The following is a 15,177-nucleotide window of genomic DNA, read 5'->3' on the forward strand; positions in this document are numbered from 1 at the left end:
CCGCGCTGAACCCGGTCGATCGACCATTGCGCGGCTGAAACAGTCTGGGTTTGTGAACGGTGTCCGCTACTTGGCCCAATCGCAAAAGACTACGGCGAGCGAAGCCGGACGGGATAGCTATTAAGATAGATAGGGTCGGACAGGCTTATCCCCGCCTATTTGTTGAGCAGCCGGCCGACATGGCTATTTGACAAGCAATCATCAGCGGGTAAGCTTGCCCGATGCAAAGCCTTCCAGGCGATCTAGAGAGCCGGTTCCAAACCGGAATGAGCATCGACGCTGCCATGGCGGTGGCAACGGAGGTGCTGGAGCCCATCGGTTTCACCGCATTCATCTACGACTATACGCCCGTGCCGGTCAGTCACAAGGGCGAGCTTATCACGCCCTCGTTGATGGCTCTGCGCAACGTGCCGCGCGACATGCAGGATCTCTGGTGCAAGGGCGGATATTATCAGCTTGACCCGGTGCAGGAGGCCGCGCTCACCGTATCGAGACCGTTTCTCTGGTCGCACAGCGGCGTTCAGAGCACCGTCATGCAGCGCGTGCTCCAGTCCAAGCACGATCCTGTGGTCAGCTATTTGCTTGACACCAGGATGACCTGCGGCGTCACCGTACCCATTCGCCTTGCCGGCGGCGATCTCGCCACCTTCACCGCGATCCGTGCCGATCCGGAGGCCGGGTTCGAGCTCGAAGCCAGACCCTTGATCGCCGCGATCGGAGATCTGGGTCATCTGCTGCATGACTCCGCCTACGCCGGTTTCGACGCCGGAATCCGCACCTGCCAACATGTCCATCTGACGTCGCGCGAACGTCAGTGCCTGCGCCTGGCCGCTGCCGGACTGACGGCCAAGCAGGTCGCGCGTGAGATTGGCCGCGCGGTGCCTACCGCAACGCTGCACCTCAACGCGGCGACGCGAAAGCTTGGCGCGCGCAACCGCTTCCATGCCATCGCGCTCGCCGCCCATTACCGGCTGCTCGAACCGGAGCATTGAGGCTCGCGACCTGCGGGCGATCGGCCTTGCCTCGGGCAAACCTATAACCGGCGAACCTATAAATAGTGCTAGCTGTAAATGCGCCGAGCCGCTTAGTACCGTCGGCCGCAAACAAGGCTTGGGAGGGGTGCACCAAAGTGGCTCCTGCCGCGCCATGATGCGGAGCTTGGACTGTGACGGCACATGCGATCACCGAAGGATTTAGCGACTACAAGGGCTATCGCACCTGGTACCGTGTGACCGGGGACCTCGGGTCGGGCAAGCTGCCCCTGGTCGTCGCTCATGGTGGACCGGGCTGCACCCACGACTATGTGGACTCATTCAAGGAGCTTGCCGGAACCGGGCGAGCCGTCATCCACTACGATCAGATCGGCAACGGCAAATCGACCCATCTGCCGGACAAGGGCGGCGACTTCTGGACCGTCGATTTCTTCCTGGGCGAACTCGATGCGTTGCTCGCCCATCTCAGCATTGCCGGCCATTATGCCCTGCTCGGCCAGTCCTGGGGCGGCATACTCTCGGCCGAGCACGCCGTGCGCCGCCCTGAGGGGCTCAAGGCATTGATCCTGGCCAATTCGCTGGCCTCGATGGCGCTGTGGGTGGAAGGAGCCCGGCAATTGCGCGCCGAGTTGCCAGCCGATGTGCAAAGTGCGCTCGACCGGCACGAAGCGGCGGGAACCACCGATCACCCCGAATATGTTACGGCGACGAAGGCTTTCTACGACCGTCATGTCTGTCGCGTCGTTCCGATGCCGCCAGAGGTCGCCCGGACATTTGCGGCAATCGAGGAAGATCCGACCGTCTATCACACCATGAACGGTCCCAATGAGTTCCACGTCATCGGCACGATGCGGAACTGGACCATCGTCGACCGCCTGCATCGGATCGAGGCGCCGACCCTGGTTTTCCGCGGCTTCTACGACGAAGCGACCGAGGCCTGCGTCCAGCCCTTTCTGGATCTTATCCCGTACGTTGAAGGCCTGGTCTTCCCGAATTCCAGCCACATGCCGCATGTGGAGGAAAAGCACGACTGCCTCAGCGCCGTCGGGCGCTTCCTGGCCAAATACGATTGACGTTCCAGCACCAGGCCTTCTGTTCCAACGGATCGTCGACACGACGCAGTCGTCGTGAGGCAGGTTCAGAAAACCTCGAACCGTCCCATTTCTCTGCCGACGCACATTGCTATGCCTCGGTGATGGCGACGCCACGCTATGTGGATCTTCCGCAAAGGCCTGCAGGGTCGTCCATGAGGCCAAATCGCGGGCAGAATGCCAGATCACGGACAGCATAAAGGAGCCCATTCGAGCGCCTTTTCCATTGCCCGCGGAGGCGGGGGCCTAACGTTGCGGCGCAGATTGGCATGTCGCCGGCATGGCCGCAATCAGCCTGCCTTCCCCTGAACTGGCATCCCGTCGCTGAAAAACCTGACGGATACGGAGGACCAAGTTGCCGGTGGGTACGGAAAGTATCGGACCCAAAGTTTCGCCAAGTAGTTGCAACCGAATTCATTAGCCGGCGTTAAAGTGCGGGTGATCTAGCGGGGCATGGGGAGGCTTTCATGCAGACGTATCTCGTCGAGCGTATGGACGGCGACGATGTTATCTCGGTGCGCGTTGTCAACGCGCCGAGTCCGTTCAGAGCCGCAGCTATGATGACGGGCGGGCGTATTACCTTCCGAACGTGGGAAAAGGATTGGATCCGCGTGACCGACGAAAATCGGGGACAGATCTATGCCTATTGTTTCGTCCCCGGCAGCTATTCCGACACCGAAGCATCGCCGGTATCGTCCGGAAGAACCACCGAATAGGCAATATGCCTGAATAGCGGCAATTCCATCTTCGACCCCACCTTGGTCTTCGAGCCCGCCTTGGCATGTGTCCGTGTCATGCGCACCACAACAGCCAGCGAGCCCGGCATGATTGGCTCGGCCGGCGGCTTGCGAAACAGGCGAAGCGACTAACCAAGCGTCCTTGAGGGAAGATCAGGGCATCATCAGAATGATCGATGAAAAGATTGGGGCGGGGGGCGATAAGTGACCCTAATCTTAGCGTAGGCAACTCATGTCTTCGGCATATTTGGGATCAGAAGTCGCGGATCAGGATCTAGCGGTGGATTGTCAGACAACGACCTCCGATAATTGGTCAAGTGTCCCACAATACGCACTGGATCAGGGTGGTCCCGTACTGCGCCCATTTCAAAGATTGGGCGTCGATTTTACCAACATTGCGGCCTTCGATCACCTGAGAAATGTCGTCCGCCAGTACCCCGACAAGCTTGCAATCAGCGACGGCGCCAATCGTCTGACCTATTCCCAGCTCCTCCGGTCAGTCGAGACGCTGTCCCACCAGATCGCGGCGGCCGTCCCAGACGGACAGGCGATAGGGATTCTTCAGGCCAACTCGGCCTGGTATCCCATTGCCATGCTGGCAAGCATGACGGCTGGGCGGCCTTCGGTGCCACTCAACGCGCGAGATCCTAGCTCGCGTATCCTTGAAATCGTGGCCGGGGCGCGGCTCTCAGCTGTCCTGGGCGAGGGCAATGTCCGACCCGATGGTTTGCCTCACCTGGTCAGTTGGATCGATGTGTCGACCAGTGCGGCCTCGCAGGCTGGGCAAGTGCCTCGTTCTTATTCCGTCTCGGTCGATGCGCCCGCCATCGTGCTTTATACGTCAGGGAGTACGGGCCGGCCCAAAGGCATCGTTAACAGCCAGCGCAGCTTGCTGTGCCGGGTCCAGCAATATGTCGATGCGTGCCACATCAACTCGGATGACGTTTTCTTGCCATTGACCGGACCCGCCACAATCGCCGGGTGCCGGGAGATTCTTGCTGCTCTTCTCACCGGCGCCACCTTGCATCTGGTCGAAGTCGAAGCGGTCGGCTTGCGCGCCGTTCAACGCCTGGTGCGATCCGAAGACGTGACAATCACCTATCTGGTGCCGGCACTGCTTCGCGCGCTTATGGCAGACGGACCTGCAGAAGTGTTCCATTCACTCAGAGTCGCCCGGATCGGTGGCGAGAAGGTGCCCTGGACCGACATCGCCCTGCTGCGCAAGGCCGTCTCCGATACGTGCCTTATCCAGATCGGTTACTCGTCAACCGAGACCACCGGCTCGCAATGGTTCCTGCCGCGAGACTGGCCAGAGCATGGAGATTCGGTTCCAGTTGGCTGGCTGCTGCCTGGAATCACCTTCGCAATTGTCGACGAAGCGGGCCGCCGCGTTCAACCGGGCCGCAGCGGAGAGCTTCTGATCAGGAGCCCGTATGTCTTGCTTGGCCATTGGGAGGACGGGGCGGTTGTGCCGGCAACATCAGACCCGCACGATCCAGGCCTTCGGATTTTCGCGACAGGTGACCTCGTTCGACTTGATGATCAAGGCCTGCTGCACATCGTCGGTCGCAAGGGGCGCCAGGTAAAAATCAACGGTCGACGCGTCGAGCCAGCCGAACTCGAACGGGTGCTGCGTTGTGCACCCTCTGTCGCGGATGCCGTGGCAATCGTGACGGCCGCGAATGAGCTTGTCGCCTTTGCTGTTCCTCGGCGCTCGGCCGAAGCGACCTTTTCGGACGAGCTTCGCCAGCTTGTCAGGACCAATCTGCCGCCGCCGCTGCGTCCCTTGCGGTTGCACCCGATCGCCGAGATTCCGCGTCTGCCGAGCGGCAAAGTCGACATCACGACACTTGCAGAGATGGATCTTTCAGCCAGAGAGACAGCGGCGACCGCGCGTCCGCTCGAGCCGCGAGGCAAGCTGACCGCGCAGCAGGTTGTCCAGCGGGCATGGACCAGCATTCTCAATACGCGCGTGGCGGCAGGACGCTGGGATGACGCCGGAGGAGATTCGCTGAAGCTGCTGCACTGCGTCATGGAAATCGAAAGCGCCATCGGGAAGGAACTCGGCCTTGAGGCCTTCACCGTCGGGATGAGCCTGGAGGAAATGGTCAAGGCGGTCGTGTCCGCCCAGGCAGGCGATCAAAGCGCGCGCGCCCAGAAGCACGACCCTCCCATTCTTTTTCTGTTCCCGGGGTCCGTCGGCTATGGCCCGAGCCTTGCAGCCTTTGCAGCAGCGATGGGCAAGGTGACCCGCGTTGCCCCGATCAGGTATCCGGCCCTGGCTATGATACTGCGCGGACAAGACAGCCTCGCCGATATGGCCGACGCCGCCGTCGACCAGATCCGCCGCGCCCAACCCTCGGGCCATGTACGACTTCTCGGCCATTCGCTCGGCGGCGCTGTTGCCTTCGAAGTTGCGGCGCGGCTGCTGGCAGCGGGGCGAACCGTAAAGTTCCTCGGCATCCTCGACACCAGCCTCGTCGGGGAGCGAAGCGCCCGCTGGGAGACGTTTACGCGCACATTCAATCGAATCCGAACCAACCGCGTGTCCGCTTACCGGATGGCTTGCCGCGCCCTCGCGAAAGTCGCCGTGGCAATGAAGCGCGAGGCACAACTGGTCCAGTTTCTCGACCGCTTCGCTCAAGGACAGTTCAACGCGACGAGCTTTAGAACCAAACTGGAACTGCAAGAGGTTTTGCGCGCGCAAGCCTTCTTCCAGTGGGTGGCCGAGCCAAAGCCGGCTCTGCCGATCACAGGCACCCTGTTCCGCTGTGCTCGACCCGGAATGCCTCTGGCAATCGGCTGGGATAGCGTCTTCGCCCATCTGGACGTGATTCCGATCGTCGGCAGCCACATCGATCTGGTTGTAGAGCCTCACCTCGCCACCAATCGTCCCCTTATCGAGAAAGCGGTGGCGAAAACCTATTCGCCAATCGAGTCTCGCAAACTGGAGTACAAGCCATCGACCTGATCTCAACATTCGGCAAAGACGCCCTGGTGCTCGACGCTGGCGCGGAAGTCGATCGCATCGTCCAGATCTTGCGCCAGCAGGTCTTCGGCACGCTGCGACGTCGAGGGGTGGTTGTCGGTCTCTCAGGCGGCATCGACAGCTCCGTCGTTGCGGCGTTGTGTGTTCGCGCCTTTGGGAAAGGCAAGGTCCTCGGGATATTCATGCCGGAGCGCCATTCCTCCGGCGACTCACTGAGGCTCGGCCGCATTGTCGCCGCACACCTTGGTATCGAAACGATCCTGGAGGATATAACGCCGGCCCTGGAAGCGATCGGCGCCTATAGACGGCAGACCGAAGCAATCCAGACCGTCGTTCCCAAATATGGGGACGGCTGGAAATGCAAGCTGGTGCTCGCCTCGGTTCTCGAGAGCAACGGTCTCAACATAACGCGCCTCACGGTTCAGGACCCCGAGGGCAGGACCGACACGGTGCGTCTGCCGTCGGCAGCCTATCTGCAGATCGTCGCTGCAACCAACTACAAGCAGCGCCTGCGCAAGATGACCGAATACTATCATGCCGACCGCCTCAACTATGCGGTAGCGGGCACGCCGAACCGCCTGGAGTACGACCAGGGCTTCTTCGTCAAGCAGGGCGACGGAATTGCCGACCTGATGCCAATCGTCCACCTCTACAAGACCCAGGTCTACCAGTTGGCCGAATATCTTGGGGTGGAGGAAGAGGTCCGGCGCAGACCGCCCACCACAGACACCTTCTCGATGGCGCAGAGTCAGGAGGAGTTCTACTTCGCGCTTCCTTATTATCTGATGGATCTGTGCCTCTACGGCTTGAACCATGGGATCGCCGACGAAGACGTCGCCGAGGCAACCGGCCTCACCGTGATGCAGGTCCAGAAGGTTTTCAAGGATATCGACAGCAAGCGGCGCGCCGCACGTTATCTTCACGCGCGGCCGTTGGTGTCCTCTTCAATGGGCGAGGGCTAGGCGATGTGCGGCATCGCCGGAATTGTGTCGCTGAGCGCCGCAGCGGCGCCCCCTTCCCGGGATGCGCTGATACGCATGGCGGGCGCGCTGGCGCATCGCGGCCCGGACGAGCGCGGCCTTTACCGCGACAGACGTGCAGGATTGGCGCATGCCCGCCTGTCCGTCATCGATCTCGCAAGCGGCCAGCAGCCACTCGCCGGCGCGGGCGACACAATGTGGATCGTCTTCAACGGCGAAATCTTCAATTACGTCGAGCTGCGACAAGATCTGGTCGCGCTCGGTTATCGCTTCCGCACACGCAGCGACACCGAGGTCATCGTCCATGCCTATCATGCCTGGGGCGAGGCCGCCTTCGAGCGAATGAATGGGCAGTGGGCAGTCGCCATCTGGGACTCCGTGGCAGGTCGTCTCGTCTTGTCGCGGGATCGGTTCGGCATCTGCCCGCTGCACTTTTGCGAGCATGGCGGACGGCTTTACTTCGCCAGCGAGGTGAAGGCCATTTTCGCGGCCGATGCGGATATACCCCGCGCCTTCGATCCAGCCGGCATCGATCAGACTTTCACACTCTGGACTGTCGCGCCGCCACAAGGCGTGTTTGGAGGAGTAAGCGAACTCACGCCGGGGCATGTCCGCATTTATGACAGCGGCGTCGTCCGGGAGCGGGCTTTTTGGAAGCCTGACTATCCAGAGGTTGACGGACCCGGCGATGATGAATTCACCGGCTCGCTTGATGACGCGGTGGAGGAAGTGCGCAGCGCCCTGGAAGCCGCGACGGCGCTCAGGATAGTACGCGCCGACGTGCCGGTCGGCTGCTATTTGTCCGGCGGGCTCGACAGCTCGCTGGTCGCCACGCTGGGGAGACGCTTCGCGGGCGAGCGCTTCCAGACTTTCTCGCTGCGTTTTGCCGACGCCGAGTATGATGAGACGCATTTCCAGCGCCTGGTTGCCGGCGTGGCCGGCAGTGACCATCATGAGGTGGTTGTTTCGCGTAGCGATATCGCTGGCATCTTCCCTGAGGTGACCTACCACACCGAGCGGCCAATCCTCAGGACCGCGCCGGCGCCGCTGTTCCTGCTCTCGAGACTCGTGCGCCAGCATGGCATCAAGGTCGTGCTGACCGGCGAAGGGGCCGACGAAATGTTCGCCGGCTACGATTTGTTCCGCGAGGGCAAGGTCCGCCGCTTCTGGGGACGCCAGCCCGCCTCGACGCGACGCTCGCGGCTGCTGGAGCGCCTCTATCCCTATCTCAGCCGCTCGCCGGTGCAGCAGCAGGCGATGGCACGCCAGTTCTTCGGTCGCGACATCCACGCCTGTGACGCGCCTGGTTTTGCGCATGGCACGCGCTGGCGTACCACAAGCGCCATCAAGCGGCTGTTTTCGGCAGACATGCGCGCCCAAACGGAGCGCCGCAACGCCGTGTCCGAGCTGCTTGCCCGCCTGCCGCCGGAGTTTTCGCGATGGGGCTCTCTTGCGCAGGACCAGTATATAGAGATTCAGACGCTGATGTCGGGATACCTGCTTTCCTCACAAGGGGACAGAATGCTGATGGCTCATTCCGTCGAGGGGCGCTTCCCGTTCCTCGATCATGAACTCGTGAGACTCGCGAATTCGCTTCCGGCCGCCTACAAGCTGCGCGTGCTCGATGAAAAGCATGTGCTGAAGCGCGTGGCGCAGCCGATCGTGCCGTCGGAAATCGTCACCCGCAAGAAGCAGCCTTACCGGGCCCCCAACGCGCTCTGCTTTGTCGCAGATGGCGCTCCGGCCTACATTCGCGAAGCACTTTCGGAGGCGGCGCTGCGCGAAGCGAACGTCTTCGATCCCAAGTCGGTTACCCGGCTCCTGAGCAAGTGCCAGGCCAGCGCCGGCGACGGCGACCTGTCCAACTCCGACAATATGGCGCTGGTCGGGGTGCTGTCGACGCAGCTTCTTCATCGGCAATTTATCGCGAGCCGTCCAAGTGGGGCTCGCACGCTCAAGCTCAGCATCGATATCGACCGCGAACACCGCGAAGAGGTGCTCGCATGATGCATGGCGCCGTACCGCTCCTGCACGACTATCTCACCCACTCTGCCAGCCGGCTCGGCGAGAAGGTGGCCCTGGTGTGCGGCAATCAACGTGTCACCTATGGCGATCTCGATATGCGTTCGAACGCCATAGCGCACCATTTGACCGATGCCGGAATTGCGCGTGGCGATCGCGTGGTGGTCTTCGCCGACAACACTGTCGAGGCCGTCATTGCGTTCTGGGCCGTGCTCAAGGCCAATGCCGTGGTGTGCATCGTCAATCCGCTCACCAAAAGCGACAAGCTTGATTATCTGCTCAACGATTGCCGCCCGACGGCACTGATCACCGACAAACACCTGCACTCGATTTTCAGGGAGCCGGCGCGGAATTGCCCATCGTTGCGCCGCATGATCGTCTCCGGGCCGATCGAACACAGCGACCTGCAAGAATTGCCTCATGCTGTGCGCTGGGACGCCGCGGTCGCGGCAGCCCGCAGCACGCCGCCCTCGCGCCGCTGCATCGACATCGATCTCGCTGCGATCATTTATACGTCCGGCTCGACGGGCGAGCCCAAGGGCGTGATGCTGACGCATCGAAACATGATCGCCGCGTGCGCCTCGATTTCCTCATACCTGGCGCTTGCCGAAGACGAGGTGATCCTCAATGTCCTGCCGCTCGCCTTCGACTACGGTCTTTACCAGATGATCATGGCATTCGGCGCGGGCGCCCGGCTGGTGCTTGAGCGCTCGTTCGCCTTCCCGGCGCAGATCCTTGGGCTGATCAAGCAAGAAAGGGTGACGGGTTTTCCCGGCGTACCGACCATCTTCGCCGCACTCGGGGAGCTCAGGTCTCTCAGGGATCAGGATTTTTCGAGTATTCGCTACGTCACGAACACTGCGGCCGCCCTGCCGCTCAAGCACATTCTCCTGCTGCAGGAGCTGTTTTCTGGCGCCCGCATCTATTCGATGTACGGCCTTACCGAATGCAAGCGCTGCACCTACCTGCCGCCGGAGGATCTGGAGCGAAAGCCGTCGAGCGTCGGGATCGCCATCCCCAATACGGAAATATGGATTGTCGACGAGCATGACAGGCGGGTCGGCCCCGGCATCGTTGGTCAGCTCGTTATCCGCGGAGCGACGGTGATGAAGGGCTATTGGGGCAAGCCGGAGGCGACAGCCAGGAAGCTCAAGCCCGGCCCGCTGCCGGGTGAGCAGGTCCTATACACCGGCGACTACTGCCGGATGGACGCCGAGGGCTACCTCTACTTCGTCGGTCGCGGCGACGAGATCATAAAATCGCGCGGAGAGAAGATAGCGCCGAAGGAAGTGGAAAACGTGTTGATGAACATTGCGGGCGTGCGGGAAGCCGCGGTCATCGGCGTTCCGGACGAGCTGCTCGGGCAAGCAGTGAAGGCATTTGTCGTGATGGAGCAGGGAAGCATGATCGGTGAAAAACAGTTGCAGAAAGAGTGCCAGAGACGGCTGGAAAACTTCATGGTTCCGAAGTCCATCGTCATCGTACCCAGTCTGCCGATGACCGACACGGGCAAGCTCAAAAAAACGGCCCTGTCATGAGTCGGTACCAGGGCGAAGTTGATCAGCATTCATCTTTTGTACCGGAGGCGAAATCAATGTTATCTACCAAGGATAGAACCGATACCTGCAGCGAACAAATTCGCGCTTTCCTGGCTTCGAATTTCTATATAGCCGATCCCGAGAGCCTGGAGAGCGACACCTCGCTCCTCGACCAGGGCATCGTGGACTCGACGGGTGTGCTCGAGGTTATCGGCTTCATCGAGGAGACCTTCGGCATCACGGTCGAAGACAGCGAGCTGCTGCCGGAGAATCTCGATTCCATCGAGGGAATTGCGCAATACGTCATGCGCAAGAGAAACTGACGCAAGAGAAACTGATCGCCGAAATCTCGCGCAACTCTGTTTCAACTTCCCGGCCGTTTCTAGCCGCGACAGCGCGTCTACCCGCCGCGGCTGCGATGCTTACGCCTGCGCCCTCGTATGTCCCACAACCACCCTGCCCTCACCGGCCTGGTTGGTGACTGCCCGGATACTCTCATAGGCCTTGGAACGCTCGAGCAAACTCATGACCTGCCGGTCCTGGCCAAGCCCCACCTCGAAAAGCAGGATGCCTCCGCGCCGCAAATAGCGCGGCGCCTCCTTGAGCACCCGCATGTGGATGCTCAGGCCGTAGGGGCCGGCTGCGAATGCTTCACGCGGCTCGAGCTCGACCAGATGCGAACGGTCGCCCTCGAGCCGTTTTTCCGAAATGTAGGGCGGGTTGCAAACGATCACGTCGATCGTGCCATCGAGCTCCAAGCCTGAGAAGGCGCTGAACAAGTCGCCCTGAAGCACCGTTACCCGGTCCTCGATTTCAAGATGGGTGACGTTGCGGCGCGCGACCTCCACGCATCCGTCGGTAAGATCGCTTGCCCACACGCGCGCGGTGGGAGCGTGGTGCGCGATGGCGCACGCCAGATTGCCCGCCCCACAGCACATGTCGACAACGCGAGGCACCGGCAGGTTCAGTTGGCTCAGGACATCGAGAGCGGCCTTGCCGAGCAGTTCCGTTTCCGGCCGAGGAACAAGCGCACCGGGCGAGACCAGCAACTGCAATCCCATGAAGGTGCTGCGCCCCCTGCCGTAGGCATCGGCAACGTTGATCTCTTCGCTCACGACACTCGCCTCCCGATTTAGCCGGCGTTGGTGGCCGACAATTGCGTACCGATGAAGTGTATCTCAAAACCGTTTAACTCTCGATCGACAAAATCAAAACCGATCTCTCCCCAGACGCTTTGAAGCCTTGATGCTACAAAGATGACCATAAGCTTCTGCGCCGTGTCATGATTAGGAATATCTCCTTACTCGACCCGGTTATCCCCAGCCTGGCGAGCCGGTTGCCGAATTCTGAGCCTGGCGTCACGATTTTGCTACATTTTAATCAAAGAAGGCACGTATGTAAGCAATTCGTAATGTTTCCAGCAGCGGGGCGGGGCTGCTGCTTCCCGGAAGGTTAAAGTTTGTCCCTCATCGAAAGAATCGACGAGATTGCGCGGCAATTTCGCGTCAACGAGCGCACATCATGAAGTCGACCAAAGGGCGCTCGCTCGATCTCCGCTCCGCAATGTTCGGCTGTGTGCACGGCCTCGTCGGCGTAGGCGTTTTCTCGGCATTGATAAATATCCTCGCCTTGACCGGCTCCGTCTACATGCTCCAGGTCTATGACCGCGTGCTGCCTTCGCAGAGCGTGCCGACTCTTGTCGGATTTACAGTCGGGATGCTGGGACTTTACGCGGCCTATGGGCTCCTCGATTTCGTGAGGCTTCGCCTGTTGGTCCGCATCGGCAGCCGCCTGCATAGAAATCTGCAGCAAAAAGCGTTCGCAGCCTCGCTTTCCCTGCCCCTCGTCGCCGGGCCGGATGCGAACCGGGTACACCCGCTTCGTGATCTGGACCAGCTACGTGGCTTTCTTTCCGGGCTCGGGCCGACAGTCTTATTCGACGCTCCCTGGATACCATTTTATATGGTGGTCATCTATCTGCTGCACCCCGCGCTTGGCGTGCTGGCAACGCTCGGCGCATGTGCCGTTGTGTTTTTGACGGTGGTTGCCGAGATCATCGGTCGCAAACCTGCGGCTCGTGCATCTGAGACACTCGTAGCGCAGCGGCTTCTGGCCGACTCCGGCCGCCGCAACGCAGAGGTTGTTCAGGCGATGGGCCTTTCCGCCCCGCTTAGCCGGCGCTGGAACGAGGTCAGTCATCTTTATCTGAAGAACCAGGAACGGCTCTCCGACGTCGTCGGCGCAGCAAGCTCACTGTCGAAGACGCTCCGAATGGCCCTGCAATCATGTGTGCTAGGGCTTGGTGCCTACCTTGTGATCGGCGGCGAGGCCTCGCCTGGCGTGATCATTGCATCGTCCATATTGCTGGGCCGCTCGCTGGCGCCGGTCGATGTGGCGATCGCAAACTGGAGAGGGTTTCTGGCAACCCGCAAAAGCTATACCGAGCTGTCGGCAGCCCTGGATGCTTTTGATAGCCAGCAAGAGCCAATGGAACTGCCCGGCCCGAAGGCTGAGCTTGCGGTCGAGGAATTGACCGTCGCGCCACCAAGCCTGCAGAAGCCCACCATCTTCAATGTAAGCTTCCGCTTGGCGAGAGGCGCAGGGTTGGCGGTCGTCGGCCCGAGCGGCTCCGGCAAGACCACGCTCGTGCGCGCTTTGGTCGGGGCATGGAAGCCGCTTCGTGGCACGGTAAGACTGGACGGCGCCTCGCTCGATCAGTGGAATTCAGAACTGCTCGGCATTCATATTGGCTACCTTCCGCAGGACGTTGAGCTGTTCGACGGGACGATCGCCGACAACATTTCGAGGTTCGGCGGCAAAAGCGACGCAAAAGGCGTGCTGGCAGCTGCCAAGGCTGCGGGCGTGGACAAGATGATCATGCGTCTTCCGCAGGGTTTTCAAACACGCGTCGGAGAAGGCGGCGCGGCCCTTTCGGCTGGGCAGAGGCAGCTCGTCGGGCTTGCCAGGGCACTTTACGGCGATCCATTCCTCGTCGTTCTTGACGAACCAAATTCCAATCTGGATGCAGACGGTGATGCTGCTTTGGCCGGCGCAATCCTGGCAGTGCGTCAGCGCGGCGGTATCGTGATCGTCGTTGCGCATCGCCCCTCCGCTCTCGTCAACATCGATCAGGTACTCGTCCTGTCGAACGGGATGCTCCACTCGTTCGGCTCGCGCGAAGACGTTCTGGCAAATGTGATCCGGCCCTTCCCGCGCCCGGACAAGCCAAACATTGTCGTTCCGCTGCAGCACGGTGCAAGCGGGCATGCGTGAGGTATTGCTTAGTGTCTAACGTGACCATGTCGTCATATGCTGCGGTTGGCGGCGAAGGCCAGCCGACCGGGGAGAAGCCGGAGCCGGATGGGATTCGAGCCAATCTACCCTGGGGTACTCTGGTCCGGAGCCTAGCAGCACATTGTCGTTCCGCCGCACAAAGGTGCAGCCGGGCATATGCGAGGTATCGCTCTGCTGTTGCCGTGTCGTCATACGTCGCAGCCGGTGGCGAAAGCCGTTCGTTGGAGACGAAGCCAGAGCCGGATGGCATCCGGGCCAATCTGCTCTTGGGCCTGGCAACCAGCTTGCTGTTGATCTTTGGCGGAGGGCTCTGGTTGGGATTGACCAAGATTGCCGGCGCGGTGATTGCGCCCGCAACCGTGGTGGTCGAAAGCAACATTAAAAAAGTCCAGCATCAAACCGGCGGCACCATCGGCGGAATCTTCGCGCAGGACGGCGATCATGTGAAGGCCGGCGATGTGTTGGTCAGGCTGGACAACACATTGACCCGAGCAAACCTGCAGATAATCACCGAGGACCTCAATCGCGCCACCATTCGTCTGGCCCGACTGGAGGCCGAGCGCCAGGGTCTGCCGGAAATGCAGATCCCGCCCGACCTTCGCGCTCAAATGGGCGACCCGCAAGTGGTGGCACTTGTCAGTGGCGAACGTGCCTTGTTTGAAAGCCGTGCTGCGGCGCTGGCTGGCCAGAAGGCACAATTACAAAGCCGCGCGAAGCAGCTGGAACGTCAGATCGATGGCCTCAAATCGCAGCAGTCTGCAACGGACGAGTCTCTGGATCTGCTGACCAAGAACCTTGCGGATGTCGAATCTCTCTACGCAAAGAAGTTGGTGTCCAAGGAGAGGTTGAGCAATGTCAGCCTGGACAAGACCCGGGCTCGCGGCGAATCGGGACGCCTTGTCGCAGCGATAGCAGAGGTACAAGCTCACATCAGTGAAACGGACCTGCAGGTGCTTCAGCTCGACGAACAAATGCGGAGCGACGTGACCAACGAACTTCGCGAAACGGAAGCCAAGCAGACCGAGCTCAGCGAGCGCCAGGTGGTGGCCGAAGACGAACTCAGCAGGACAGACATTCGTGCCCCGCAATCGGGCACAGTACAAGAATCCTCGGTCCATACCGTAGGAGGCGTGATTGGCGCAGGAGAGGTGCTCATGATGATTGTGCCCGATTCCGACAACCTTGTCGTCGACGCTTCCATTCCTCCGTCGCGTATCGATGAGATTCATCCCGGACAGCAGGTGTCGATCCGCTTTCCAGCGTTCGACGCCGGCACCACACCTGCTTGCGAAGGCTCGGTCAAGCGCGTCTCAGCCGATCTGATCAAGGATCAGCAACGCCAGCTTTCCTTTTTTTCGGCGCGCATCGACGTCGAGAATGAAGCGACGTGCCTGACAGGAGAGAAAATACTCAAACCGGGCATGCCCGCCGAAGTCCACATAAGAACCGACGAGCGCAGTGTCTGGTCCTACTTGATGAAGCCCCTTACCGACCAGTTTTCCAGGGCCTTCAGGCAGTAAAGCGGTTGCGAAAC

General features: G+C 60.8%; 11 protein-coding genes. 10 read left to right on the forward strand and 1 reads right to left on the reverse strand.

From position 1 onward, the window contains the following. Positions 1–266: 266 nt before the first annotated feature. From NKI59_RS10895 to NKI59_RS10930, 8 genes are all read left to right on the forward strand, one after another. Positions 267–992 (forward strand): LuxR family transcriptional regulator, encoded by a 726-nt coding sequence (locus NKI59_RS10895; RefSeq protein WP_352449669.1) that lies wholly within the window; start codon positions 267–269, stop codon positions 990–992. Positions 993–1,165: 173 nt separating this feature from the next. Next, on the forward strand, positions 1,166–2,065 hold the full coding sequence (locus NKI59_RS10900; RefSeq protein ID WP_352704124.1) for a proline iminopeptidase-family hydrolase: 900 nt from the start codon (positions 1,166–1,168) through the stop codon (positions 2,063–2,065). Positions 2,066–2,550: 485 nt separating this feature from the next. After that, on the forward strand, positions 2,551–2,799 hold the full coding sequence (locus NKI59_RS10905; protein ID WP_156937305.1) for a hypothetical protein: 249 nt from the start codon (positions 2,551–2,553) through the stop codon (positions 2,797–2,799). Between the two features lie 253 nt (positions 2,800–3,052). Beyond that, positions 3,053–5,791, forward strand: a complete 2,739-nt coding sequence (locus NKI59_RS10910) for an AMP-binding protein (RefSeq protein WP_502901042.1) — start codon at positions 3,053–3,055, stop codon at positions 5,789–5,791. Continuing rightward, on the forward strand, positions 5,788–6,771 hold the full coding sequence (gene nadE, locus NKI59_RS10915) for an NAD(+) synthase (protein ID WP_352704271.1): 984 nt from the start codon (positions 5,788–5,790) through the stop codon (positions 6,769–6,771). Before NKI59_RS10910 ends, nadE begins: the two co-directional genes overlap by 4 nt. A gap of 3 nt (positions 6,772–6,774) precedes the next feature. Then, entirely contained in the window at positions 6,775–8,796 is a 2,022-nt protein-coding gene (gene asnB, locus NKI59_RS10920) for an asparagine synthase (glutamine-hydrolyzing) (protein WP_352704128.1), read from the forward strand. Beyond that, the gene (locus tag NKI59_RS10925; protein WP_352704131.1) at positions 8,793–10,349 is read left to right on the forward strand and encodes a class I adenylate-forming enzyme family protein; all 1,557 of its coding nucleotides are present in this window, start codon (positions 8,793–8,795) and stop codon (positions 10,347–10,349) included. Before asnB ends, NKI59_RS10925 begins: the two co-directional genes overlap by 4 nt. 56 nt (positions 10,350–10,405) lie before the next feature. Further along, a complete protein-coding gene (locus NKI59_RS10930) occupies positions 10,406–10,672 on the forward strand; it encodes an acyl carrier protein (protein WP_023675628.1) in 267 nt (88 codons plus the stop codon). Positions 10,673–10,771: 99 nt separating this feature from the next. Here NKI59_RS10930 and NKI59_RS10935 read toward each other — a convergent pair whose 3' ends face one another. Continuing rightward, entirely contained in the window at positions 10,772–11,464 is a 693-nt protein-coding gene (locus NKI59_RS10935) for a N5-glutamine methyltransferase family protein (protein WP_352449674.1), read from the reverse strand. 406 nt (positions 11,465–11,870) lie between these two features. Here NKI59_RS10935 and NKI59_RS10940 point away from each other — a divergent pair, with 406 nt between their 5' ends. Both NKI59_RS10940 and NKI59_RS10945 read left to right on the forward strand, forming a co-directional pair. Further along, the gene (locus NKI59_RS10940) at positions 11,871–13,622 is read left to right on the forward strand and encodes a type I secretion system permease/ATPase (RefSeq protein ID WP_352704134.1); all 1,752 of its coding nucleotides are present in this window, start codon (positions 11,871–11,873) and stop codon (positions 13,620–13,622) included. Between the two features lie 242 nt (positions 13,623–13,864). Then, positions 13,865–15,163 (forward strand): HlyD family type I secretion periplasmic adaptor subunit, encoded by a 1,299-nt coding sequence (locus NKI59_RS10945; RefSeq protein ID WP_245274645.1) that lies wholly within the window; start codon positions 13,865–13,867, stop codon positions 15,161–15,163. Positions 15,164–15,177: the final 14 nt, after the last annotated feature.

The organism is Mesorhizobium sp. M0598 (assembly GCF_040320865.1).
Taxonomy (GTDB): Bacteria; Pseudomonadota; Alphaproteobacteria; order Rhizobiales; family Rhizobiaceae; genus Mesorhizobium.